This window comes from Streptomyces sp. CT34 (assembly GCF_000805335.1).
Taxonomy (GTDB): Bacteria; Actinomycetota; Actinomycetes; order Streptomycetales; family Streptomycetaceae; genus Streptomyces.
The window spans coordinates 346,452-370,509 of record NZ_KN708638.1; the positions used below are offsets into that span (position 1 = coordinate 346,452).

Annotated in this window: 18 protein-coding genes, 3 pseudogenes and 2 riboswitches; of the genes and pseudogenes, 13 read left to right on the forward strand and 8 right to left on the reverse strand. The window is 70.3% G+C overall.

All coding sequences use genetic code 11. The features are described from left to right. Window positions 1–402 precede the first annotated feature (402 nt). Together RZ84_RS01590 and RZ84_RS01595 are read left to right on the forward strand one after the other, a co-directional pair. Window positions 403–813, forward strand: coding sequence for a Fur family transcriptional regulator (locus RZ84_RS01590; protein WP_043268816.1), 411 nt, complete (start codon window positions 403–405; stop codon window positions 811–813). Between the two features lie 406 nt (window positions 814–1,219). Next, window positions 1,220–2,458, forward strand: a complete 1,239-nt coding sequence (locus RZ84_RS01595) for an FAD-dependent monooxygenase (protein WP_052229688.1) — start codon at window positions 1,220–1,222, stop codon at window positions 2,456–2,458. 205 nt (window positions 2,459–2,663) lie between these two features. Here RZ84_RS01595 and RZ84_RS01600 read toward each other — a convergent pair whose 3' ends face one another. After that, window positions 2,664–3,530 carry a helix-turn-helix transcriptional regulator gene (locus RZ84_RS01600; RefSeq protein ID WP_043268820.1) on the reverse strand — a complete coding sequence of 289 codons (867 nt, stop codon included), beginning with the start codon at window positions 3,528–3,530 and terminating at the stop codon, window positions 2,664–2,666. 151 nt (window positions 3,531–3,681) lie between these two features. On the opposite strand from RZ84_RS01600, the gene RZ84_RS01605 reads away from it, so the two are divergent. Beyond that, window positions 3,682–4,443: an SDR family oxidoreductase gene (locus RZ84_RS01605; RefSeq protein ID WP_043262794.1), complete on the forward strand. Its 762-nt coding sequence runs from the start codon at window positions 3,682–3,684 to the stop codon at window positions 4,441–4,443. 179 nt (window positions 4,444–4,622) lie between these two features. On the opposite strand, the gene RZ84_RS01610 is transcribed toward RZ84_RS01605, so the two are convergent. Beyond that, window positions 4,623–5,102, reverse strand: a complete 480-nt coding sequence (locus tag RZ84_RS01610; RefSeq protein ID WP_043262795.1) for a DUF3574 domain-containing protein — start codon at window positions 5,100–5,102, stop codon at window positions 4,623–4,625. 288 nt (window positions 5,103–5,390) lie between these two features. Between RZ84_RS01610 and RZ84_RS42445 the strand changes: the two genes are divergently transcribed. Further along, a complete protein-coding gene (locus RZ84_RS42445) occupies window positions 5,391–5,615 on the forward strand; it encodes an aromatic amino acid lyase (RefSeq protein WP_043262796.1) in 225 nt (74 codons plus the stop codon). Between the two features lie 217 nt (window positions 5,616–5,832). Here the strand turns inward: RZ84_RS42445 and RZ84_RS01620 are convergent, their stop codons facing one another. The 4 genes from RZ84_RS01620 to RZ84_RS01630 all read right to left on the reverse strand — a co-directional run bounded on the left by RZ84_RS01620 (window position 5,833) and on the right by RZ84_RS01630 (window position 9,762). Next, window positions 5,833–6,747 carry a carbohydrate-binding protein gene (locus tag RZ84_RS01620; protein ID WP_241777498.1) on the reverse strand — a complete coding sequence of 305 codons (915 nt, stop codon included), beginning with the start codon at window positions 6,745–6,747 and terminating at the stop codon, window positions 5,833–5,835. A 405-nt stretch (window positions 6,748–7,152) separates the two neighbouring features. Further along, window positions 7,153–7,293: a hypothetical protein gene (locus tag RZ84_RS38705; protein WP_157878743.1), complete on the reverse strand. Its 141-nt coding sequence runs from the start codon at window positions 7,291–7,293 to the stop codon at window positions 7,153–7,155. A 49-nt stretch (window positions 7,294–7,342) separates the two neighbouring features. Continuing rightward, complete coding sequence (locus RZ84_RS01625) at window positions 7,343–8,299, reverse strand: alcohol dehydrogenase catalytic domain-containing protein (protein WP_043268822.1); 957 nt, start codon at window positions 8,297–8,299, stop codon at window positions 7,343–7,345. A 335-nt stretch (window positions 8,300–8,634) separates the two neighbouring features. Continuing rightward, the gene (locus RZ84_RS01630; protein ID WP_043268824.1) at window positions 8,635–9,762 is read right to left on the reverse strand and encodes a Nickel transporter NicT; all 1,128 of its coding nucleotides are present in this window, start codon (window positions 9,760–9,762) and stop codon (window positions 8,635–8,637) included. 32 nt (window positions 9,763–9,794) lie between these two features. Further along, window positions 9,795–10,016, reverse strand: a riboswitch (cobalamin riboswitch). 126 nt (window positions 10,017–10,142) lie between these two features. Between RZ84_RS01630 and RZ84_RS01635 the strand changes: the two genes are divergently transcribed. Beyond that, entirely contained in the window at window positions 10,143–10,463 is a 321-nt protein-coding gene (locus tag RZ84_RS01635; RefSeq protein ID WP_347232720.1) for an ArsR/SmtB family transcription factor, read from the forward strand. A gap of 95 nt (window positions 10,464–10,558) precedes the next feature. Here the strand turns inward: RZ84_RS01635 and RZ84_RS35940 are convergent. Then, window positions 10,559–10,963, reverse strand: a pseudogene (locus RZ84_RS35940) (short-chain fatty acyl-CoA regulator family protein); the annotation flags it as partial. Here RZ84_RS35940 and RZ84_RS01645 point away from each other — a divergent pair. The 5 genes from RZ84_RS01645 (at window position 10,935) to RZ84_RS01670 (ending at window position 19,700) form a co-directional block, all read left to right on the forward strand. After that, entirely contained in the window at window positions 10,935–11,693 is a 759-nt protein-coding gene (locus tag RZ84_RS01645) for a 3-hydroxyacyl-CoA dehydrogenase family protein (RefSeq protein WP_241777500.1), read from the forward strand. The pseudogene RZ84_RS35940 and the gene RZ84_RS01645 overlap by 29 nt on opposite strands. An 8-nt stretch (window positions 11,694–11,701) precedes the next feature. Next, a riboswitch (cobalamin riboswitch) is annotated at window positions 11,702–11,923 on the forward strand. Between the two features lie 158 nt (window positions 11,924–12,081). Then, complete coding sequence (gene metE, locus RZ84_RS01650) at window positions 12,082–14,400, forward strand: 5-methyltetrahydropteroyltriglutamate--homocysteine S-methyltransferase (protein ID WP_043262800.1); 2,319 nt, start codon at window positions 12,082–12,084, stop codon at window positions 14,398–14,400. A 615-nt stretch (window positions 14,401–15,015) separates the two neighbouring features. Then, window positions 15,016–16,461: an argininosuccinate synthase gene (gene argG, locus RZ84_RS01660; RefSeq protein ID WP_043262802.1), complete on the forward strand. Its 1,446-nt coding sequence runs from the start codon at window positions 15,016–15,018 to the stop codon at window positions 16,459–16,461. A gap of 241 nt (window positions 16,462–16,702) precedes the next feature. After that, complete coding sequence (locus RZ84_RS01665; RefSeq protein ID WP_157878744.1) at window positions 16,703–17,218, forward strand: GNAT family N-acetyltransferase; 516 nt, start codon at window positions 16,703–16,705, stop codon at window positions 17,216–17,218. Between the two features lie 298 nt (window positions 17,219–17,516). Further along, window positions 17,517–19,700 carry an FUSC family protein gene (locus RZ84_RS01670; RefSeq protein WP_052230389.1) on the forward strand — a complete coding sequence of 728 codons (2,184 nt, stop codon included), beginning with the start codon at window positions 17,517–17,519 and terminating at the stop codon, window positions 19,698–19,700. A gap of 339 nt (window positions 19,701–20,039) precedes the next feature. On the opposite strand, the gene RZ84_RS01675 is transcribed toward RZ84_RS01670, so the two are convergent. Continuing rightward, on the reverse strand, window positions 20,040–21,674 hold the full coding sequence (locus RZ84_RS01675) for an APC family permease (protein WP_043262803.1): 1,635 nt from the start codon (window positions 21,672–21,674) through the stop codon (window positions 20,040–20,042). 460 nt (window positions 21,675–22,134) lie between these two features. Here RZ84_RS01675 and RZ84_RS35945 point away from each other — a divergent pair. The 3 genes and pseudogenes from RZ84_RS35945 to RZ84_RS01685 all read left to right on the forward strand — a co-directional run. Next, window positions 22,135–22,640 (forward strand): annotated as a pseudogene (locus tag RZ84_RS35945) (cyclase family protein); the annotation flags it as partial. 219 nt (window positions 22,641–22,859) lie between these two features. Then, window positions 22,860–23,229: pseudogene (locus RZ84_RS40390) on the forward strand (sugar ABC transporter substrate-binding protein); the annotation flags it as partial. Between the two features lie 283 nt (window positions 23,230–23,512). Next, the gene (locus tag RZ84_RS01685; RefSeq protein ID WP_043262805.1) at window positions 23,513–24,043 is read left to right on the forward strand and encodes a universal stress protein; all 531 of its coding nucleotides are present in this window, start codon (window positions 23,513–23,515) and stop codon (window positions 24,041–24,043) included. The last annotated feature ends 15 nt before the right edge of the window (window positions 24,044–24,058 follow it).

The window sequence follows — 24,058 nt, forward strand, 5'->3', positions numbered from 1 at the left end:
CGCGGCCTGTGGGTCCCGCCGCGATGACGGCGCAGCGGGGCCGCGAACGGCGTGACCGGAGACATGGCCTACGCGACCGCATGCCCGGGGGCGATCGCTCGACGCCGAGGTGGTCACCGTCCACCAGGTGGTCACCCGCCGGACGCCGGCGCCATGTGTAAGGACGCCGCGCACGAGCCGCCGGCCCTCGCCTGCTCGCTGCCGTGGCCCACCCGCAACCGACGCAACGGGATGCGGTGGTGAGCGGACCCGTCTGGTGAACCGTCACGTGCTTTCCCTGCGATCGTCTCGTCCCTTGGCTATCGCCGGAACAGATCCTACGATGGACGAGGTCCAAGTCAATACGGCAACCAGATCCATACGTATTCATTCGCCAGACGATGCACTGTGAGGCTGGTGACCATGAGTGACCTGCTGAATCGGCTTCGCGGACGCGGCTGGCGGATGACCGCCCAACGCCGGGTCGTCGCCGAGGTTCTCGACGGCGAGCACGTCCACCTCACCGCGGACGAGGTACTCGCGCGCGCCACCGCCCGGCTCCCGGAGATCTCCCGCGCGACCGTCTACAACACCCTCGGTGAACTCGTCTCGCTCGGCGAGGTGGTCGAGGTGACCACCGACGGCCGCGCCAAACGCTACGACCCGAACGCACACCGTCCGCACCACCACCTGGTGTGCTCACGCTGCGGCGCGATCCGCGACGTCCACCCCGACGGCGACCCACTGGCCGATCTACCCCCCTCCGAACGCTTCGGCTTCACCGTCTCCGGCGTCGAGATGACCTACCGGGGCCTGTGCCCGGACTGCGCCTGAGGCGCGGGCGAAGCCGCTGCCGACCGGTCGCTGCCACCCCGCCTCGACGGAATCGAGATCCAGCTCGACCACTGACCTTTCCTCCTGCCCACAGCACCCCGACCTGGACAGGGCAACGAGTCGGCACGCATACGCATTGACCTCCGGCCGCGGCCCACCAACACCCACTCAACACCGACGACTCGCCATCGCCGGCCGCGGTGCCCGCGCATCCGCTCCGGCCCGACGTTCGACGCCGGTCAGCGCGGTCGCCAGGTGCGGATCGCCCGGTGGGTGATGCGGGCGCCGGGTGCGCGCGGCCACTGAAGTGTCGGAGCCGTATCGGAGCGGTGTCGGCGTCCCGTCGGCGGTCCGTCGGTGCGCCCGTCAAGGATGGCCGAACGGCACCGATCCCGGGAGGTTCACCATGACGAACAGCATCCGACCGCACCACTCGCGCACGACCTCGGTCCTGATTTCCGGCGCAGGCGTCGCCGGAACCGCCCTGGCCTACTGGTTGGAGCGATACGGCTTCCGCGTCACCGTCGTCGAGCGCGCCCCGGAGCCTCGCGCCGGCGGGCAGGCGGTGGATGTGCGCGCCAGTGCCCTGGACGTCGTCGGGCGGATGGGCCTGCTCAAGGAGGTCCAGGCGCACAAGACCGGCCTGCGGGGCATGTCCCTGGTCGATGCGGACGGCCGCGAGCTGCGCCGCACCACCGAGTGGACGGCCAGCGGCGGCCCCGTTGACAGCCCCGACGTGGAGATCCTCCGCGACGAGCTGTGCACTCTGCTGAGGCAGGCCGCCGGGCCCGGCATCGAGTACCTTTTCGGCGACTCGATACACAGCCTCGTTCAGCACGACGACGGCGTCCAGGTCCGCTTCACCAGCGGCGCCGAGCGTTCCTTCGACCTCGTCGTGGGCGCCGACGGCCTGCACTCGGCCACCCGCCGTCTGGTCTTCGGCCCCGAATCCGACCACCTGCACTCCATAGGCACCTACGTCGCCGCGTGGAGCGCCCCCAACCACCTCGGCCTGGACCGTTGGGAGATCTTCCACGGACCAGGTGGTGACGGCGTATGGGGCTGCATGGCGATGACCGTACGGGACAACAGTGAGCTGCGCGTCTTCGTGGGCTTCCATTCCGACGAACCGACCGAGCAGCTGCTGCCACGCGACATCGCGGCACAGAAGCAGCTGGTGGCCGAGCGCTGCACCGGGCTGCAGTGGGAAGTACCGCGCTTCCTCAAGGCCATGTGGGAGACGGACGCCTTCCACTACGACGTGGTCGCGCAGATCCGGATGGACCACTGGTCACACGGCCGTGTCGCGTTGCTCGGCGACGCCGGGTACTGCTGCTCGCCGCTCACCGGTCAGGGCACGAGTGTGGCGCTGACCGGCGCCTACGTCCTCGCCGGGGAACTGCACACGGCCGGCGGAGATCACCGCGCCGCCTTCCCCGCCTACGAGGAGCGGCTACGCGACCATGTGACCGCCAATCAGGCACTGCTCGAAGTGGGATGGGCCCGGACCGTCGCCAGGGAGGCGGGGGCAGACGGCGCGGCAGCAGAATCCGGCCCCATCGCCGCGGTGGGCCTGGACGAGCCCGACCCCGAGACCATGGCGGCCTTCCACGCCGCCACCGCCTTCGATCTGCCCGACTACTGACGGCACGACAGGAGGTGCGCGGGACGCCTACGACCTGAGGCATGAGGCGCTGGTTGCCCGGGTCGCAACGCTCGACACGCTGCGGGGGAAGGACGCCGACCGGCTGGGGCAACCAGGAGTTCGCTGATCGACCCACCCAACACCGAAAGCGCCCCGCTTTGCTTCGGCAGTGCGGGGGCGCTTGACTTACTTCACTTACTTCCGGTCAGCCCGCCGGTGTCGCCGCCCAACTGGCCAGCAGCTTCAGGCGCTCCTCCGTCTGTGAACCCGGCTCCGGCGTGTAGACCACCAGCATCTGATCGGGCACCCCGGTCACCGTCAACGCCTCGTACGGCATGGTGAGTTCACCGGCCACCGGGTGCATCATCCGCTTCGCCCCGTAGGTCTTCTCCTTGACCTGATGATCCGCCCACAGCCGACGAAAGTCGTCGCTTTTCAACGACAACTCCCCTACCAGCGTGGCAAGTTGTCCGTCCTGCGGATGGTTTCCCGCATCCAGGCGCAGATGGGCGACCGTTTCCGCGGCCACCGCCGGCCAGTCCGGGTACAGCTCACGTGCCTGCGGGTTGAGGAACACCTGACGTGGCATGTTGCGGTCCTCGGGCGCCATCTGCGAGAAGCCGACGAGGGCGTCGCCGAGGTCGTTCCAGGCGAGCACGTCCATCCGGCGGCCCAGTACGAATGCCGGGGCCTTGTCGATGGTGTCCAGCAGGAGGCGCAGTCCGGGGCGGACCCTCTGGGGCGCGCGCCCTGCGGCGGGCGTACCGCGCGTGGCCGAGGGGCGGCGGGTGGTGGGCCTGGCCACCGTGCGCAGGTAGTCCTGCTCGGTGTCGTCGAGGCGCAGGACGCGCCCGATGGCGTCGAGTACGGCGTCCGACACCGAGGGGCCGCGGCCCTGTTCGAGGCGGATGTAGTAGTCGACACTGACGCCCGCGAGCTGGGCGACCTCCTCGCGGCGCAGGACCGGCACCCGCCGCCTGCCGTGCCCCGGCAGGCCGACCTCTTGGGGCTGGATGCGGGCACGCCGCGAGCGCAGGAAGTCGCCGAGTTCCCGACCGGTGGATATGTCCATGCCGGCGATCATAGGCCCCGGAACCGCTCCGTTCCTGGTACTGCCGGACCCAGGAAAACGGCAGCCCTGGGTAAGCGCGCCAGCCGGGCGCAGGGTGGTTGTCGTCGCCGGGAGTCGTCCGGCGACGACAACCACCGAGGCAGGAGTTCCCATGTCGTACGACACCCTCACCGGCCGCACCGCCGTCGTCACCGGAGCCGCCAGCGGCATGGGCGAGGCCACCGCCAGGTTGCTCGCCGCGCACGGCGTGCGGGTGGCACTGCTCGCCCGCCGCGCCGATCGGCTCACGGAGCTGGCCGCCAAGATCGAGGCGGACGGCGGGCAGGCCCTCGCGGTGGCCACCGACGTCACCGACACGGACTCCGTCGACGCGGCGGTGGAGCGGGTGCACGCCGCGTACGGCGAGGTCGACCTGGTGGTCAATGCGGCAGGCGTGATGCTGCCGAACCCCGTCACCGACGGCCGCGCCGACGAGTGGCGGCGCATGCTGGACACGAACGTGGCCGGTGCCCTGCGCGTCATCCGCGCCTTCACTCCGGATCTGATCGCGGTGGCCGCCGCGGGCCGGACGGCGGACCTCGTGAACATCTCCTCCATCGGCGCCCACATCACGTTCCCCAACTACGCGGTGTACGGCGCGACGAAGGCCGCCCTGACGTACCTGTCGCAGTCCCTGCGCACGGAGTTGGGCCCGCGCGACGTCCGCGTCACCAACATCGAACCCGGTCTCACGGACACGGAGTTGGGCGGTCACATCGACAACGCGGAGCTGTCCGGCCAGCTGGACGGCATGTTCGAGGCGCTGATCGGTCTGTCGGCGGACGACATCGCGGACCTGATCGCCTTCACGACGAGCCGCGCCCGCCATGTCAACCTGCGCCAGGCGATCGTACTGCCGACGCGACAGGCGTGACATCGGCGCCGGGGAGGCGGACAGTCAACGGTTGAGTCTGTTCCTCGGTGGACTGTGCTGCTGGACGTCTCGGCGCTGGGTGGGCTTGGGCTGCGGCGAGCGCTCCCACAGGGGCACGCGCGGCCTGCCCGGCTATCCGGCCGCGGTGACGAAGCCGCGGCCGGAGCGAGACGGCCTGATCAGAATGCGACGCGTGCGTTCTCGTCGATGCGGGCCACCGATTCCTGCTGGAACCGCTTGTCGTACTCGCGGCGGATCTGCTGGATCTTGCTGCCGTTCCGGCCGGCAGTACCCGACGGGTAGAGGAGGGTGACCTTGTACGAGCGCTCGCGCTCGATCTTCCCGTGCGAGTCGCGGTACTGACCGTAGCTTGTCTCGACGGTGAGGCCGTCGGGGAAGCGCGGGGTGATGAATGAGTCCACGAAGGCGCGGAACTCCTTGTCGCTGACAGGCGCGCCACCGTTCGGCTTGGCGGTGCCGAAGAGGAGCTTGGTCTCGACATACGGCTTGCCCTCGGATGCGACCGATGCCGATGCCTTGGACGGGCTTGCGCTCCGGTCGTCCAGGGCTGCGTATGCGACGGAGCCGCTCGTGCTGAGGAGCGTGGCGACGAGGGCGGCGACCGCCAGGCGGGTGCGGGCGGCGGACTTGCGTGACACGGGCACGGTTCCTTCCGGTCCGGGCGACAAGGCTTCAGGACCGTAGCGCACGGACATATCTGGCGCACCGCGTTCGACCGCATTTCACCCAGCGGTGTGCCGGACAGGCACGGATCCCCGACGGGCCAGGCGGCGGCGACCGGGTGCCACTCCGTTGCCTTGCGGAGAACCCGTTGATCAGCGTGGAGGATCAGGCCGCCCACCACCACGGGGGGCTTCGCCGCGCAGACCGCACTCGCCCTCAGCGACCTGCACAACGCCGCGGTTCCCGCCACACTCGGCCACGCGGTGCTCTGCCAGGGCTTCGAGGAGCTGGCGAGCTTCGCCTCGCTCGCCGCCCGCCAAGCGCTGCGTACCGTCGAGAGCCTCCGTGTGGTCCTCGCGTGTCTTCTGGTCGCCGCGGTGCGCGCACTGCGCCAGCGCGGCACACCACCGGCCGCCGGAACGGCGGCGGCCCGGGCGGTCGTGCCGGCCGACGAGGCCCTTGACGGCGCATGGAGGACCGGCCGCTGACCGGGGACGTGGAGGTCGCCGTCGGGCCGCCCTTGGCCCCGTGGGGCCTACCGCACGACGCCCTCCGGACCGCCAGGCAGGTAGACAGTCCCCGGGGCCGGTCGCCTGTCCGGCATCTGGGCAACGGCCTTGGGGCGGCGCACTGTTGGGTGCGCCGCCCGTTTCGTTTCCCGGTGTCGGGGTGCCCTGTGCCGGGGGCTATCGAGTCACTTCCGGGTCACTGGTGGACGGTCCAGTGATCATTGGCGCCTGCCTGGACGAACTTCAACGGCGGGCACAGGAACGCGTTCGGATCGGGGTTGGTGTCGGTCCACGGCGAGTCGGACGGGCTCGCCGGCTTCCAGGCACCGTTGCTGCGCAGCTGCACGGCGCTGCTGTCGAAGGTGGTGTTCCGTGCCTCCGTGCAGTAATACCCCTCTTCCGTAGCCGGGTTGACGCTCGCATAGATCTCGAACATGTCCCAGCCGTGGTCCAGCCCGCTCTGGTCCGTCCCCGACTGCTGGAACAACAGGTCCCAGGCAGCGGTGCGGTAGTTGTAGAGATAGGCCGACCAGCGGTTGGCGGCGGCGTCGTCCTGCACCATCTGCACGCTGTACGCGGCCGGCCCGCCGTTGCCGGGGGTGTAGTTCTTCAGGAAGTTGTCGTCGATGGGGACGGTCTTGGCCGGGCCTACGGTCCCGCACCAGTCCCACGCCCAGATCTCGTTGCCGGTGTTGGTGTACGCGGTCACCACTTCCATGCAGGAGTTCTGGGCCTTGGTGGTGGGCGCATAGGTGACGTTGTCCGCGTCGGTGACCGTGTAGGACGGGTCGATGGTATGGGTGGCCATGATGCCGTCATGCGTACCGGGCTGCGGGAAGACCCCCCACCAGTTGTGGGTGACCTGGCCCGCCCGGGGAGCCGGTGTGGTCGGCCGGCTGCCGGGGACCCGGGGGTGGTGCGTCCACGCCGGGCCGGATACGGCGCGGCGCCCTGCCAGGAACGTACGGACGGCGTGCGCGCGCCGCGGTGTGCGGGCCGGTGTGCGCGCCCCGGCGACGACGCCGGTGTGCGGGGCCGTGGGAGAGGGCGGCGGAGTGGTCCGGGCGGCGACCGGGTGGACGGTGGCGCTGGCGGGGGCTGCCAGGGTCACGGTCACCAGGGCGGTCACGGCGGAGGCGGCAAGGGCCAGGGCTGCGAGGGGCGAACGAGATCTTGCTCTGGAACCGGGTCTGAGTCCGGGGCTGTTCACGGTTGACCTCCAGGGCGTGTGGGGGGTTTCCCTGAGCTGGTCCGAGCGTGCCTGTACGTGTCTGCGCCGACCTGAGCGTGCCCGTATTTGCCGGCACTTGCCTGAGTCTGTCCGTGCCGGGCCGCTCTGGCCTGGACCAACTAGGGTCTAAGGAAATGTCCATGACAGGACATCGGGTGTCAAGGGATCCGACGGAGAGGCAGCACAACACCATCCGGCCCCATGCGGACCCATAACGCCCGGCCCTCTGCCCTCGGTTGAGGAACGGGGGCCAGACGCCGGGGTGCCGGTGGGCGGTGAAGGGTATTACTGCACGCTGATGGACTCCAGCGGATCGAGGCGGGCGGCACTGCGGGCCGGCCGGGCGGCCGTCGGCACGCCGACCGCCAGGGCGATCGCCAGGCAGAGCGCCGACCGCCCCCAGGGGAGCACTGCCTTCCCCGGCATCGCGGCAACCTTGATCATCCGGCTTCGCACATGACCGACCGGACAAAACCTAGCAACACAGGACGACCTTGCCGAACTTCCCCGGACCGGCCAACCGGGCGTAGGCGTCGGAGTAACGGTCCAGTGGGAAGGCTGCCTCGACGGGTACCCGCAGCCGGCCCTCGGCCAGCAGCGGTACGACGGAGGTGCGCACCGTGGCCGCGAGGAGGGCTTTCTCCGCGTGGGAGCGGCCTCGAATGGTGGTGCCGATCAGCTGGGCGCGGGCAAGCATCAGGTCGAACATCTGCAAGGGGGCCACCGCCCCGCCCTGTACCCCCACAATGAGGAACTTCCCCCGCGTACGCAGTAGTTCAACCCGCCGCAGGCAGTCCTCCCCGCCGACCAGCTCGACGACGATGTCATACGGCGCCCGTTCGCCCTCCTGGCCGGGGACCACCACGTCTACGCCGCTACCGACGGGGGCAAGTTCCCTGACGCGGTCGTGTAGTTCGGTCCGGCGCACGCTGGCCACGACATGGGCACCGGAAGCGGCGGCCACCTGCACCATGGCCGTACCGACCCCGCCCGCGGCTCCGGTGACCAGCACCCGATCCCCTGCGCGAACCCCGGCCTGGACGACCAGTGCGTCCCAGGCGGTGCCGAACGCCTCCGGGAAGCCTGCCGCCTCCTGCCAGGGCAACCCCGCAGGCACGGGAAGCAGCAAGTCGGCGGGCACCACGATCCTTTCGGCGTGGCCACCGCCACCCACGAGTGCCATGACCCGGTCGCCGACGCTCACTCCCGTGACCTCCGCGCCGACCTGCTCGACCTCGCCGGCGATTTCCAGCCCGGGGATGTCGGCCGGCCAGCCCGGTGGTGCCGGGTAGTCGCCCCGGGCCTGCTGAAGATCGGCCGCGTTGAGCCCTGCGGCGTGGACGCGCACTGCCACCAGGCCGGGCCCGACCACCGGATCAGCGCGCCGCCCGAGCCGGAACGCGCCCCCGCCGTCGATCACAACTGCTCGCATGATCACGAATGTACTCTCCCGGCTTCGGCGCGAGAGCCGGGGGCATCGAGCCGGAATCGATGTGGGGATGCGCACCGCGGCGAGGAGCATCATCGACCGCGCCGCCACGGACGGCTACGGGTCGGAGGCGTTGGCGCGTCCGACGAGCGTCCTTCACCAGGCCAGTCGGCCCGGAGAACCGGCGAAGGTGACGCCTGAAGATCACCTGGGCCCCGCCGGCCCCCGGGTACCCGGGCAAGGCCGAGGTCCCGGGCAAGGATCGCGGCGGGGAGCTTGTGACGCCGGCAGCCCCGGCCCGTCAGCGGGCCGGGGCTGCTGAGCGACGGACCGAGGGATCAGTTCGGTTCCACGGCCTTGCCCTTCCAGCGGTGTTCGACCTTGGCCAACCGCCAGTAGGCCAGTGCGCAGAGCCAGACGACCACGAACAGGCCGACGATGATGAAGCCCACGTTGTTGAGGTCGATGCCGGAAATCCAGTTGGTGACGGCGTCGTTGAGGTTGAGCTGGTCGTGGAGGACGCCGACCAGTTCGATGGTGCCGATGAGGAAGGCGACCGCGACGGACAGGCCGGTGATGGTGAGGTTGTAGTAGACCTTGCGCACCGGGTTGGAGAACGCCCAGTGGTAGGCGAAGTTCATGAAGGTGCCGTCGAGGGTGTCGAACAGGCTCATGCCCGCGGCGAAGAGCAGCGGCAGGCACAGGATCGCGTACCAGGGCAGCCCGGCGGCGGCGCCGGAGCCTGCCATCACCATCAAGGTGACCTCGGTGGCGGTGTCGAAGCCGATACCGAAGAGCAGGCCCACCGGGTACATCTGGCCGGGGCGGGTGATGGACTTGGTCAGCCGGCCCAGGATGCGGTTCATGAAGCCGCGGGAGTCCAGGTGCTTCTCCAGTTCGTGCTCGTCGAACTGGCCCGCCCGCATCGCCTTGAAGACCCGGTAGATGCCGGCCAGGGAGAGCAGGTTGAGGGCGGCGATCAGGTAGAGGAAGCCACCCGAGACGCTGGTACCGACCACGCCGAGGGTCTGGCGGGTACTGGAGTTGTCACTGGTCAAGGCGGTGACGAAGTGCGCTCCGGCAGCGATGCCGCCGGCGAGGAGGAGCACGATGGAGGAGTGCCCCAGGGCGAACCAGAACCCCACCGAGATCGGGCGCTTGCCATCGGCCATCAGCTTGCGGGTGGTGTTGTCGATGGCCGCGATGTGGTCGGCGTCGAAGGCGTGCCGCATGCCGAGGGTGTAGGCGGTGACGCCCAGCCCGAGGCCGAAGACCTGCTTGCCGACGGTGTAGTGGTGCGGTGCGACCAGCATCATCAGGATCGCGAAGGCGACGACGTGCAGTGCGGCTATCACCGCCAGGAGTCCGCCGGTGCGTATCCAGTCCTTGCGCTCCCAGCGGAACAGCGGTGTGGCCGGAACCACCGCCTTCGCGGCGGACATGGTGGAGTTTTCAGACAGGGTCATCTCAGGGAGCCTCTCCAGCACCTCGTGGACGGGGACGCGTGCGGTGCCGTGGCCGGTCTCCTGGCTGACGGGTCGAACGCCGGCGTACCCGGCCTTCCCAGGGGCCCGAAGGTCCCCAGTGGCGTCCGCCTTCCGGCGGAGGTACGTCGACTTCCCGATCACAGTGGCGAGGGCCGCTCCGGACTTCAGCCCCTGTCAGGGCCGTCACCGGTCTTCCCGAGCACCACGGCGGGACCACCGTAGAGGTTCGGCCACTACGGCTACAAGCCTGCAAAGATACGCAGGTGTCTTGGTTACCTGGGTGAAGTGCGGTGAGAATGGGGCGCATGCACTTGGTTCCCTCGGATCGCGCGCATCAACGCGCCATTGACCATCACACCGTGTGCGATGCCATCGAAGGCATCGGCGACCCCCACCAGGTACACGCCTGGGCCGAGCGCTTCGCCCTGCTCGCGGATCCCGGTCGCCTCTCGCTGCTCCTCGCCGTGCACCGGGCCGGCCCCATCGCGGTCTCCGACCTGGCGCTCGCCACCGGCATCCGGGACACCGCGGTCTCCCAGGCACTGCGGTTGCTCCGCGCATCGGGCGCGGTGCACGCCGCCAAGGACGGCCGCATCGTCCGGTACAGCCTGTGCGACCCCGAGATCGCACGCCTCCTCGACGCCATGTCCACGGCCGCCACGGCGCCCCCGCCCGCCTGACGAAACCGGCCCCTCCGCGATTCCGCCAGCGCATCAGGCCATGTCAACGGGAAACGAGAGGCGGGAGCGGCGATACCGTCGCGTCTCGGCCTCGGTCAGGTCGTCCGGTCGTCCACCGGGTACGGCACGAACGTGCCGGCGTGCTGATCGATCCACAGGGCGCGCCCGAGGGGCGGCAGGGCACGCCGGGGCAGTCGAGGCGTTCGCAGACGCGGCAGCCCATGCCGATGGGGGTGGCGGCGGAGGTGTTGCGGAGGTCTAGGCCGTCGGAGTACACGAGTCGTGCGGCATGGCGGATCTCGCAGCCGAGCCCGATGGCGAAGGTCTTGCCGGGTGGGCCCCAGCCGCCGCGTTGCCGGGTGACCGCGCGGGCCATCCACAAGTAGCGCTGTCCGTCGGGCATTTCGGCGATCTGGACGTGGATGCGGCCGGGGGCGGCGAACGCCACGTAGACGTTCCACGGCGGGCAAGGTGCCTCCCGCCCGCGAGAAGTGGAAGCCAATTGTCGTCGAGGATCCGGCGGCCGTCCTGGCCACCCACACCTCCTCGCTCCCGGGTCATGCGCCTCGGCATGGCCACCAGCCGCGCCGACCGGGTCGTGGGACGGCACTTCTTCAACCCGGTCCCGGTGCTGCCCTGGTGGAGATCGTGCCCTCCCTGCACACGGCCCCGGAGACGGTCACCGCCGTGACGGACTTCGCCACCGGCGTCCTCGGCAAAACGGTCGTCCACTCCCGGGACCGGGCCGGCTTCGTCGTCAACTCGCCGCTCACCCCGTACCCGTTGGCGGCGATCCGCATGGCGGAGTCGGGCTTCGTCACCGCGGCCGACATCGACACCGGCACGGTGCTGGGCTGCGCCCACCCCATGGGTCCGCTCAGGCTCGCGGACCTGATCGGACCGGACACCGTCGCCTCGATCGCCGAGTCCCTCTACGAGGAGTTCAAGGCCCCCCCTACGCCCCTCCCCCGCTGCTCCAGCGGATGGTGGAAGCCGGGCTGCGGGGCCGCAAGACCGGCCGGGGGTGCCACGCATACGGCCGGGACCGAGCGACCCGGCAGCCGGACCGAGGGGTCCGGACACCCCGCCGGCGGAGGGGCCGGCGGCGGCTCACCAGGAGGGCGGGAGACCACCATGCGGCGTTTCCCGCCTTCGGCCCGCCGCACACCCGCCGGCCGCGTGTGTGACCTCACCGTCCACATGACGGATGCGGCCCTCCGCATCCCCTGACGGCCCTTAAGCTGGTCCCAGCAGCTGGTTCGCCCCGTCCGCCAGGCGGGATGCGTCGTAAGAGGGAACCCGGTGGGAATCCGGGACTGCCCCGCAGCGGTGAGCGGGAACGACCGCCGTCACACGCACTGGGTCCGGTGAAACGGGCCTGGGAAGCGACGGCCAGTAGGTGTCCTCCCACGAGGACGTGCCCGCGAGTCCGAAGACCTGCCATCTGCCCGTGCGTGAACCACTCGCGCACGGACATCCCGGTGACCTCGAGGGCGGGTCGGCGTACACACCAGGCGGATGCGCACTCCACCGCGCGCCCTACGCCCGGACCGTGTCCCCTTCGCGCCGTCGTTCCCTCGCCGGGATCTCAGGGATTCATCTCGCGAAGGAGATTTCCGTGACCACCAAGTCCGCAGCCGCGGCAGCACGGGCCACCGTGTACGGCTACCCGCGCCAGGGCGCACACCGGGAGCTGAAGAAGGCGATCGAGGGCTACTGGAAGGGTCGCGTCACCGCCGACGCCCTCCGTGCCACCGCCGCCGAACTGCGCCGCACCAACTGGCGGCAACTGGCCGGGGCCGGCCTCGACGAGGTCCCGACGGGCGACTTCTCGTACTACGACCACGTGCTGGACACCACCGTCATGGTCGGTGCGATCCCCGACCGCCACCGGGACGCGGTCGCGGCCGACCCCCTCGACGGCTACTTCGCCATGGCACGGGGCACACAGGATGTCGCGCCCCTGGAGATGACCAAGTGGTTCGACACCAACTACCACTATCTCGTGCCCGAGTTGGGACCGGACACCGTGTTCACGGCCAACTCCGCCAAGCAGGTCGGCGAGCTGACGGAAGCCCTGGCCCTGGGGCTGACGGCCCGGCCGGTCCTGGTCGGCCCGGTCACCTACCTGCTGCTCGCCAAGCCCGCGCCCGGCGTCGCCGCCGGCTTCGACCCGCTCACGCTCCTGGACCGCCTGCTGCCGGTGTATGCCGAGGTCCTCGCCGACCTGCGGGCGGCCGGCGCCGCGTGGGTACAGCTGGACGAGCCCGCTCTCGTCCAGGACCGCACCCCGGCCGAACTCGGCGCCGCCGCACGCGCCTACCGCGCGCTCGGCGCCCTCACCGACCGGCCCCAGCTGCTCATCGCCTCCTACTTCGACCGCCTGGGCGACGCCCTGCCCGTCCTGGCCGACGCCCCGGTCGAGGGCCTCGCGCTGGACTTCACCGAGGCCGCCGCCGCCAACCTGGACGCCCTCGCGGCCGTCGGCGGACTGCCCGGCAAGCGGCTGGTCGCCGGCGTCGTCAACGGCCGCAACATCTGGGTCAACGACCTGGAGAAGTCCCTCGCCACGCTCGGCACCCTGCTGGGCCTGGCCGACCGGGTCGATGTGTCGGCCTCCTGCTCGCTGCTGCACGTCCCCCTCGACGCGGCGGCCGAACGGGACATCGAGCCGCAGATCCTGCGCTGGCTCGCCTTCGCCCGGCAGAAGACCGCCGAGCTCGTCACGCTCGCCAAGGGCCTGACCCACGGCACCGGCGCCATCACGGCCGAACTGGCGGCGGCCCGGGCCGACCTGGCTTCCCGGGCCAACTCCCCCGTCACCCACGACCCGGCCGTCCGCGCCCGCACCGCCGCGGTCACCGAGGCCGACGCCCACCGCTCCCAGCCCTACGCCGCACGGGCCGCGGCCCAGCGTGCCCACCTCGGCCTGCCGCTGCTGCCGACCACGACCATCGGCTCCTTCCCGCAGACCGACGAACTGCGCACCGCGCGGGCCGACCTGCGCGCGAGGCGGATCGACACGGCCGGATACGAGGAGCGGATCAAGGCCGAGATCCAGGAGGTGCTCGCCTTCCAGGAGAAGGCCGGTGTGGACGTGCTCGTCCACGGTGAGCCCGAACGCAACGACATGGTCCAGTACTTCGCCGAGCAACTCACCGGGTACCTGGCCACCCGGCACGGCTGGGTGCAGTCCTACGGCACGCGCTGTGTCCGCCCGCCGATCCTGGCCGGCGACGTCTCCCGCCCCGAGCCGATGACCGTGCGCTGGACGGCCTACGCCCAGTCCCTCACCGACCGCCCGGTCAAGGGCATGCTGACCGGTCCGGTGACCATGCTCGCCTGGTCCTTCGTCCGTGACGACCAGCCTCTCGGCGACACCGCCCGGCAGGTCGCCCTAGCGCTGCGCGACGAGGTCACCGACCTGGAGGCGGCCGGCACGTCCGTCATCCAGGTCGACGAGCCGGCCCTGCGCGAGACGCTGCCGCTGCGCGCCACCGACCGCCCCGCGTACCTGGCCTGGGCGACGGAGGCGTTCCGGATCACCACCAGCGGGGTCCGTCCCGACACCCAGATCCATACGCACATGTGCTACGCCGAGTTCGGCGACATCGTCCAGGCCATCGACGACCTCGACGCCGACGTCATCAGCCTGGAAGCCGCCCGCTCCCATATGCAGGTCGCCCGGGAACTGGCCGCCCACGGCTATCCGCGCGAGGCCGGGCCCGGGGTGTACGACATCCACTCACCGCGCGTGCCGAGCGCACAGGAGGCGGCCGACCTGCTGCGTACCGGCCTGGAGGCCATCCCCGCCCACCGCCTGTGGGTCAACCCCGACTGCGGCCTGAAGACCCGCGGTTGGCCCGAGACGCGCGCTTCGCTGGAGAACCTGGTCGCCGCGGCCCGCACCGTCCGCGGTGAGCTGCCGGCGTCCTGACCGGCAGGCCCCGAGGGGCCGGGGCGCCGACCCGCCCCGGCCCCGACGCCGGATCTGCGCGGCTGCGGTAGGCACGCCGAGCATCGTTCGGACGGTCACCTGTGGTCGGCGATGCTCCAGCGCCTGTCGAAGCATCGCGCTTCCAGGCTCCGCGCCATGAACACCGCGCCCCTTCGGCACGGCAGCGGATGCCGCGCACCGCACAGCCATCGCACAGCCATCGAACCGAGCATCCTGCACTTCGGGACGCCGGTGGTGCTCCCGACGACGGAGCACGACGACGGGTCGGTCGATCTCGCCCCGTTCTCCTCGGCGTGGGCACCGGTGAGGACGGTGGTTCCCGGTCTGGCCCGCGACGGTCGGACGGCACGGAACCCGGGCACCGACCCGATGTCGCGATCAATCTGCCCGCTCCCGCCCAGTGGCCTGCGGCGGAGCGGCCGGCGCCGCTGACCGGTCGCAGTCCGGTACCCGCGACCAACGCACAAGGCCGGCGGTTCGAGCCCGACGAGTTCGGCGCGGCCGGCCTGCACGAGGAGCCGTCCCCTGTGGTCCGGCCACCGCGCATCGCCGAACGACATTGCATAATCATGTGCGAACGTGCATACTCTTCCCATGTCTAAGGTCCTCACCTCCCTTCCCGCCGGCGAACGCGTCGGCATCGCCTTCTCGGGCGGCCTCGACACCTCCGTCGCGGTCGCGTGGATGCGCGACAAGGGCGCCATCCCGTGCACCTACACCGCCGACATCGGCCAGTACGACGAGCCCGACATCGCCTCGGTGCCCGGCCGCGCGAAGACCTACGGCGCCGAGATCGCGCGCCTGGTCGACTGCCGCGCGGCGCTGGTCGAGGAGGGCCTGGCCGCGCTCACCTGCGGGGCGTTCCACATCCGCTCGGGCGGGCGGGCCTACTTCAACACCACCCCGCTCGGCCGCGCCGTCACCGGCACCCTCCTGGTGCGGGCGATGCTCGAGGACAACGTGCAGATCTGGGGCGACGGCTCGACCTTCAAGGGCAACGACATCGAGCGGTTCTACCGCTACGGCCTGCTGGCCAACCCGCAGCTGCGGATCTACAAGCCCTGGCTGGACGCGGACTTCGTGACCGAGCTCGGTGGCCGCAAGGAAATGTCGGAGTGGCTGCTCGCCCACGACCTGCCCTACCGCGACAGCACGGAGAAGGCGTACTCCACCGACGCCAACATCTGGGGCGCCACCCACGAGGCCAAGACCCTGGAGCACCTGGACAACGGTGTGGAGACCGTCGAGCCGATCATGGGCGTGCGGTTCTGGGACCCCGAGGTCGAGATCCTCACCGAGGACGTGACGATCGGCTTCGACCAGGGCCGCCCGGTGACCATCAACGGCAAGGAGTTCGCCTCCGCCGTCGACCTGGTCATGGAGGCGAACGCCGTCGGCGGCCGGCACGGCATGGGCATGTCGGACCAGATCGAGAACCGGATCATCGAGGCCAAGAGCCGCGGCATCTACGAGGCGCCCGGCATGGCCCTGCTGCACGCGGCGTACGAGCGCCTGGTCAACGCGATCCACAACGAGGACACCCTCGCCCAGTACCACAACGAGGGTCGGCGCCTGGGCCGGCTGATGTACGAGGGCCGCTGGCTGGACCCGCAGGCGCTGATGGTGCGCGAGTCGCTGCAGCGCTGGGTCGGCACGGCCGTCACCGGCGAGGTGACGCTGCGGCTGCGGCGCGGTGAGGACTACTCGCTCCTCGACACCACGGGCCCGGCGTTCAGCTACCACCCGGACAAGCTGTCCATGGAGCGCACCGAGGACTCGGCGTTCGGCCCGGTGGACCGGATCGGCCAGCTCACCATGCGCAACCTCGACATCGCCGACTCGCGCGCCAAGCTGGAGCAGTACGCCGGCCTCGGCCTGATCGGCACCGCCAACCCCGCCATCGGTGCCGCCCAGGCGGCGGCGACCGGGCTGATCGGCAGCATGCCGGAGGGCGGCGCCGAGGCCATCGCCTCGCGCGGCGAGGTGTCCGCCGACGACGAGGTGCTGGACCGCGCCGCGATGGAGTGCGGCACGGACTGACCCACCCGTCGAGCGAAAGGCTCGGCACCCGGAGAGGAATGCACCACCGGAACAGGCCGGCTGGGCGCCGACGGCGTCCGGCCGGCCCGTTCCGTTACGGCGGTCCGGTCGGCACCGCTCCCGGCCCGCGCTTCAGCGGGGCCTGTCAGCGGCGTGGGCGGGCGCGAGCGGAGGAATGGCACCAGGTCGCGGGCGGGTCGTGCGGGTACCGCAGCTGTCTGCGGACGGCTACGGTGCCGCTGTGCCAGCCGACCACGCCATCACCGTCCGCCCCGGAACCCCGACGGATATCGAGGAGGCGCTGACGATCCTGCACGCTGCCGACGCCCGGCGGAGCGGGCGTTCGCCCGTCGAGGGGCAGAACCGCGATCGGACGGGCCCCAGGCTCGCCGGTCCCGACACGCTCTTCTTCGTCGCACTGCGCACGGACGGCCGTCCGGTCGGCCTCGCGGCCGGGAAGAGTGGCCGCCGGAACGGCGGTGCCGGCCCGGCCATCCCCGGGCTGTGCCACATCAGCATGGTGGCCGTCCGCCCCGAGCACTGGGGCGAGGGAGTGGGCAAGCAACTCGTCCGGGCACTGCTCGTCCACGGTCGCGACCTGGGCTACCACCGGTTCCAGCTGTTCACCCACGCCGACAACGCCCGCGCTCAACGCCTCTATGAGGGCCTGGGCTTCACGCTCACGGGCCGAACTGCCGTATCCGACGGCGGCGGGAGCATCGTCCACTACGTGTGGGGCCCGCACCGTCTTCCCTGAGGCACCAGGACGTACGGCACCACCATCCCCCGTACGGCCGGACCGCGCGAACGAGCCGTTCCGGCACGGGCGGAGGACCGGGTGCGGAAGCGGACCGAGGCCGGTGTGCACCCCCGTGGGCCTTCCGCGGCGGCTCCGGGCAGGTGTCGTGCGATGCTGATCGCCGGCCGACGGCGCATATGACCTCGGCCGATGCCAAGACTGGGGAGCGTGCGGCAGCGTGAAGGCAGCGATACGACGGACGGGGCGCGGCACCTGGGATCGCTTCGCGGCATCCGACCCCGGGCTGCTGCGGCTGATGGCCGGGCTGCGGACGGTGGCGGCGATTGTGCTCACGCTCGTCGTGCTGGCACTGCTCGACACCGGTGTCACGTTGATGGTCGCCGGCGCCATGGCGGCCATGGTCGCCACGTTCGCCATCAGGGAGAAGGAGGTGCGCGGCCAGGCGGTCACGCTCGCTCTCGGTCTGCCGGTCGCGCTCGCCGCCATGACGCTGGCGGCGCTGCTCCACAGCAGGATCGTCGCCGGCGACCTGTTCTTCATCGCGCTGATCTTCGGCGCCGTCTACGCCCGCCGCTTCGGGGACCGCGGCATGGCCCTGGGGCTGATCGGCTTCCAGGTCTACTTCATCTCGCTGTTCGTCCATGCCACCGTGCCGACCCTGCCGGAGCTGTACCTGACGCTGGGTGTCGCCTTCGCGTGCAGTGCCGTGGTGCGTTTCGCGGTCGTTCCCGAGACGCCGGAAGGGACCCTGCGCCGCCTGCGCGAGGCTTTCCGGACGCGCCTGGCGCAACTGGTGGCCACCCACATCGAGTTGGTGGACGCCGGTCCCCAGCAGTTGGACGGCGTCCTGGACGATCTGCGGCGGCACACCTCCCGGCTGCACGAGGCGGCGCTGATGATTCAGGGCCGCCTGGAGGAGGGAACCCGTGACGCCGCCGTCGCGGGACTGCTGCAACGCCGGGTCGCGGATGCCGAGATCGCGGCCGAACGGTTGGGCGTGATGCTGCTCAACGCGCGCAGCGCGGAGCGCACGGACACCCTCACCCTGCATCTGCCGGATGCCCCGGTGCCGGCCATGATGAACCGTGTGCAGGCCGAGGGGGATGCCATCGGCACGCTGCGCCGGGACCTCGAAGCGCTTCATCTGCTGGTCGCGCGGGCGCCCGATGACCGCGGCACGGCGCTGGCACATGTACGGAACCGGTTGCTCGGCTACCGCGACGAGGACAATCTGCCGCCCGGCACACCGGCCGTCCAGGACGCCTTCCGCGGTCTGGGTGAGGCCGCGCGTGCCGTACTGGGTCTGCGGCTGGCGCTGGACGGGCCACAGGACGAGTCCGACGACTCGCCGGCCACCACACGCTCGCGTGAGGAGTTCGATGCCGAGGACCTCGCGATCGTCGGGGCCGAGGAGAGCACGGAGGGCGAGGACGAACGCACCGGACTCCAGCGGCCCACCACCCGGGCCGCGTGCCAGGTCGCGGTGGGCTCCGCGCTGGCCATCGTCGGCGGCGAGTTCCTGTCGACCCAACGCTGGTACTGGGCGGTGCTGACCTGCTGGGTGGTGTTCCTCAACACCGCCTCGACGGGCGAGATCCTGGTCAAGGGCTACCGCCGGCTGCTGGGCACGGTGCTCGGCGTGGTCGCCGGTGTCGGCCTTGCCGGTCTGGTCGGCAACCACACCTGGACCGCGTTCCTCCTGGTGCTGCTCTGTGTCTTCGGGATGTTCTTCACCGCCCCGTTGTCGTACGCGTTGATGTCCTTCTTCGTCACCGCGATGCTCGGTCTGCTCTACACGCTGCTGAACACCTACAGCCTCGCCACGCTCGTGCTGCGTATCGAGGAGACGGCGCTGGGTGCCGCGTGCGGGATCATCGCGGCCGTTCTGGTGCTGCCGGTGCACACGGACCGCCGTACCGACGAGCATCTGGGCACGGTCCTGGTCCGGTTGCGCGAGGTGGTGTCCGCGGCGGTGGCGCAGCTCAGCGGCGGACCTGCGGTGGATCTGCTGAGCAGGGCACGCGATCTGGACACCGCCCTGGACGATCTGCGGGGCTCCACCCAGCCGTTGATGCATCCCATCACGCCGCTGCGCGTACGTCGGCAGACGGCGCGCTATCTGGTGGCGCTGCTGGATACCTCCGCGTATCACGCGCGGTCTCTGGCGGCGACGGCCGAACTCGTGCCGTTCAGCAAGACCGTCGCGGCCGACCCCCGGCTCGAACGCGCCGGCCTGCGTATCGCGCGCAACATCGATCTGATCGTCGCGCGGGTGGCGGACGAGCATGCCGAGGGCGAGGTGGAATCCGGTGCGAGCATCGCCTCGATGCTGGAGGCGGACGACTCCCCTGCGCTGCGGTCGGGGACCGTCACCTTCCGCGTGCTGCGGCATCTCCAGCGCCTCGACGAGGGCGTGGTGGGCATCGCCCGCTCCCTGGACGTACCGGTGTCGGGGCGCAACGGGAGCAAGAACGGCTGAGCCGGGACGGAACTGCCGTGATCGATGGGACCGTCCCGGACAATCGATCTTCGCCCCGGACCCTACCTGTCATGGTCACAGGAAATGGCCGCCCCTACCCAACTCGGTTATGTGGCAGGTCGATTCACTTCCCGCATCTGTCCCGTACGGAATTTCCGATCGGTCGATCCGGGTCAACTTCCGTAATACCGGGCCGGGTTCGATCGTGTGGTTGATGTGAATGCCGTGAGGCACGAGAGCGGTGGGGAAGCTGAATACACGAAAGCGGCAGCCGATGAGTTCCGCCGGATGACCGGCGGAACTCATCGGCATGCCTGACCGTGAGGTCGTGGGGCGCTGTCAGTGGCCGCCCTCGTTGACGACCGCCACCTCCTCGATGTTCTGCTCGATCGCCTCGGCCGGGACGGCAGTGGCCCGGGCCCAGTAGTAGATGCCGACGGAGAACAGCGCGACGATCGCCATGTCCCACCAGAGCGGGATGTGGCCCTTACCACCGAAGCCACCCTGCCAGGAAATGACCCCCATACCGATCAGGTAGACCGGGAGCCACTGCGCGGCCTTCCAGTCCAACCTCGGCGCGTTCGGCAGCTGCCTCTTCGTGGCATAGGCGGCGTAGCTGCCGAGCAGGACGTAGCCGATGATGATCGCCCAGCCGAGCCGCTGGAGGGTGTCCCAGCCGGCCCAGTAGATGATCAGGCTCGCGACGACGAACGACAGCGGGGAGAGCACATTGCCGCCGGGGAGGCGGTAGGGACGCTCGTGGTTGGCCAGCCGCCGGCGGAACACTCCGAAGGCCAGCGGGGCGCCGGCGTACATCAGGACGCTGGCGGAGGTGATGAAGGAGACGAGTTGCTGCCAGCTGGGGAAGGGCAGGAAGCAGATCACGCCGGTCACGAAGGAGATGATCAGGCCGAACCACGGTACGCCGCGGCCGTCGGTCCTCTCGAAGAGCCGGGGTGCGTAGCCGTTCTTGCTCAGGCCGTAGGAGATACGGGAGGTGGAGGTGGTGTAGATCAGGCCGGTGCCGCCGGGGGAGATGATGGCGTCGGCGTACAGGACCCAGCCCAGCCAGCCCAGGCCGACCACGGTGGCCAGTCCGGCCCAGGGGCCGCTGATGCCGGCGTAGTCGAGCTTGGCCCAGCCGTGGGCGAAGGAGGCCAGCGGCAGGGCGCCGATGTAGACGACCTGGAGCGCGGTGTAGATCACCGCACCGATCACCACCGAGCCGATGGTGGCGCGCGGCAGATCACGCTTGGGGTTGCGGCTCTCCCCCGCCAACTGAATGGCCTGCTCGAAGCCCAGCAGCGCGAAGATGATGCCACTGGTGCTGATCGCGCTCAACACACCCTTGGCACCGAACGGCGCGAAACCGTGGGACGTGAAGTTGTGCGGATGGAAGTTGGTCGCCGCGATGACGAAGATCGCCCCGAGGGGTACGGCGATCTTCCACCACGTCGCGGCACTGTTGGTGTGGGCCAGTACCTTCACGCCCAGGAAGTTCACCGCCACGAAGATCGCCATCAGGACGACCGCGACGATGAAGCCGGTTGCCGTGAGGGTTCCGTTGGCATGCTGGAGGCTCTTGGCCCATGACCAGTGGCCGGCGTAGCCGATCATGGCCTCGACCTCGATGGGCGCCACCGTCGCCGCCTGGAGCCAGGAGAACCAGCCGAAGGACATGCCGGCCAGGCCGCCGAAGGCGTAGTGCGGATAGCGGGCCGTGCCACCGGCGACCGGGAAGAGGCCACCGAGCTCGGCATGCACCAGTGCCAGCAGCACGATCGCGACCGCGCCGATGCCCCAGGAGATCACCGCGGCCGGGCCTGCCACCACGACGGCCTTCTGGGCGCCGTAGAGCCAACCGGATCCGATGATCGAGCCGACTGAGGCCCACATCAGGCCGATCAGTCCTACGTCCCTGCGAAGTGTTGATGTGCGTGTCGACATGGGCGTGATCTCGTCAACGCTTGCCATGAGGGGCCTTTCAAGACAGAGCTGGCCGAAAAGTTGCCTCAGCGTAGGGAGCATTCGGCGCCTTGCAAAGAGCCGTTGGCTGAATAGTTACATTCGAAGGAACATTCTCACCGGGCTCAGCGGACACGGACGGGGAGATGTGACGGAATGCCCCCACCTGAACCGGCCACCGCGTCCGGATATCGGAATGAGCACGATCAATTACCTGCACAGCCCACCGAATAACAGAATTCAACTTGGTGAAATCTTTGAGCCCGCGTGCCGGTGGCATTACTTTTCGGCGCCTAGGGTTTTCGCCCCCCGCCGACGAATGCAGAATTCGATCATCTCGGCACGGGACGGTCGAAGCCGTAGCAATGCCCCGCCAGAGGGGCCGCCACCGCCGTCGCCGCCGCACGGCAGGCGGGACGCCTCGTGGCGGGGACATGCCGGAAGGTGGTCCGCAAGATCAGGAGCGGATCACCTGGACGCGCTGTGCCACATCGCCTCCCGCGGACACCTCCACGACGGCCGCCCCGCACACGAGCTCGTCGACTCCCGAGGCGCCCACCTCAGCGACGTATCCACGCTCGGCCCCCTGGTGACCGGGGGCGTACTCCTCGAACTGCCCACCGTCTCGGGCAGCAGGTGGCTGGAGCCCGGACGAGCCGGGCACTCCGCGAACGTCGTCACCGCGGAACGAGCGCTCGACGTCACGATCGGTGAGGGCGCGGTACTGCCGCCGGCCGACAGCGTCCGCCGCCGGGAACCGGGAGCCTGGAACCCCGACGCGGCAAGCGCAGGCTTCCATGCGGACGCCATGCCCCTGCTGGCCGAGCCCGGTATCGCCCTGCTCGGCGGCGACGGCGACAGCGACGTACGTCCTTCGCCGGTCGACGGTGCGCACTACCGGTCCACGCACTGGCGATCGTCGCCATGGGCGTACGGCTCCTGGACAACCTCGACCTCGAAGCGGTCTCGCCCGCCTGCCGGCTGCCTCACCGTCCTGGTCCGTGCCGAGGCGCCCGTTCAGCAGGCCGAGAAGACCAACCCGACGCCCACGGCCCCACCAGCGGCCCCAGAGCGACCACCGGCAAAACCATCGTCCACGTCAACCAGTCCATGACCAGCCCGGCGTCGCTGGCGCCGCCAACCGCGTTGCACAAGCCGCCCGGACCATCGGCTCGGACCTCCGGGTGATCGACGGCGAAGCTTCTCTCCCACTTCCGCAACGCCTGGACTCACTCCGCCGCCGTCAACGACGTGTACTTCGCCGACGCCGCCCCGTCCCTGCGCGCCGCACACGAGAAGGCCGCCGCCGTCCCGTTCCACATCGGCGCGGGCGACAGCGGCCCCTCCGCCTTCCCACGCATCAACAGCCGGCAGTTCCAAGCGGCCACCGTCCCCGAACCGTTCCCCCAACAGGGCTGGCAGATCCCCGACGAATTCAACCGTGCCTTCTCCGGCAGACCCGCCGGCGGAAACATCGCCCCCGCACACATCGCCACAGCCGCCGACGGCACCGGGACGACGACCTGGGACCCGCGCGGCGTGCCGGAAGATCTGGGGAAGGTAAGCAAGTGCCCCCTGGAAACCGCACGCGGATCACGTGGAGCTGATAGTCCGTCACCACCGAGGAGCCACCAAGTGATCTTCCCCGTTCGCACCGCGCCGCCACCCACCCTGCCCCTACCCGTGCGTCGGCAGGCTGCCCCGCATCGATTTCCGGCCCGCCGGCATCAGGAACCCGTCAAGGTAGCCCCTCCCTGCGCAAAGAAAACACCAACACCTCGCGATCCCACTATCGGGTCCCCTTCGATGGAACGTGTGAACGTGGCACAGGGCGAGGAGCTGACCCCATGAACAAGCCGGGCTTCCGCGTTGTGGCCGGGGTGAGCGGTTCACTGGGAAGCCTGACCGCGCTGCACCGGGCCGCCTCCGAGGCACGCGCCACCGGCGCCACACTGTGGGCCGTGCTGGCCTGGGAACCGCCGGGCGGCGACATCGCCCATCGCGGCGGACCCTGCCCGGAGCCGCTGGCCGCATGGCGCCGCCTGGCGGTAGACCGCCTCACCAACGCGCTCGACACCGCCTTCGGCAGCGCCGGGCCCGGGGTACCGCTCGAGCGGCTCGTGGTACTCGGCAAACCGGCCAAGGTCCTGCTGTCGGTCGCCGATCGGCCCGATGACCTGCTGGTGGTCGGAGCCGGAGCCCGCGGCCGGCTGCGCCGAGCGCTGCTGCCCTCCGTGGCCCGCTACTGCCTGGCACGCGCCAGCTGCCCGGTCCTGGCCGTCCCGCCCTCCCCCCTCCACCGCACATTCCACGCCGTCCACCGCCGCAACACGTGGAAACTCCCTCTGAAAACCCAGGGGTTGGCCGAGCGGCACTGACCCCACGATCGAACG

Coding starts and splice junctions, on each gene's coding strand:
- RZ84_RS01590 (WP_043268816.1), top strand. CDS start 403: ATGAGTGACCTGCTGAATCGGCTTCGCGGACGCGGCTGGCGGATGACC.
- RZ84_RS01595 (WP_052229688.1), top strand. CDS start 1,220: ATGACGAACAGCATCCGACCGCACCACTCGCGCACGACCTCGGTCCTG.
- RZ84_RS01600 (WP_043268820.1), bottom strand. CDS start 3,530: ATGGACATATCCACCGGTCGGGAACTCGGCGACTTCCTGCGCTCGCGG.
- RZ84_RS01605 (WP_043262794.1), top strand. CDS start 3,682: ATGTCGTACGACACCCTCACCGGCCGCACCGCCGTCGTCACCGGAGCC.
- RZ84_RS38705 (WP_157878743.1), bottom strand. CDS start 7,293: ATGCCGGGGAAGGCAGTGCTCCCCTGGGGGCGGTCGGCGCTCTGCCTG.
- RZ84_RS01625 (WP_043268822.1), bottom strand. CDS start 8,299: ATGCGAGCAGTTGTGATCGACGGCGGGGGCGCGTTCCGGCTCGGGCGG.
- RZ84_RS01630 (WP_043268824.1), bottom strand. CDS start 9,762: ATGACCCTGTCTGAAAACTCCACCATGTCCGCCGCGAAGGCGGTGGTT.
- argG (WP_043262802.1), top strand. CDS start 15,016: ATGTCTAAGGTCCTCACCTCCCTTCCCGCCGGCGAACGCGTCGGCATC.
- RZ84_RS01670 (WP_052230389.1), top strand. CDS start 17,517: ATGGCCGGGCTGCGGACGGTGGCGGCGATTGTGCTCACGCTCGTCGTG.
- RZ84_RS01675 (WP_043262803.1), bottom strand. CDS start 21,674: ATGGCAAGCGTTGACGAGATCACGCCCATGTCGACACGCACATCAACA.
- RZ84_RS01685 (WP_043262805.1), top strand. CDS start 23,513: ATGAACAAGCCGGGCTTCCGCGTTGTGGCCGGGGTGAGCGGTTCACTG.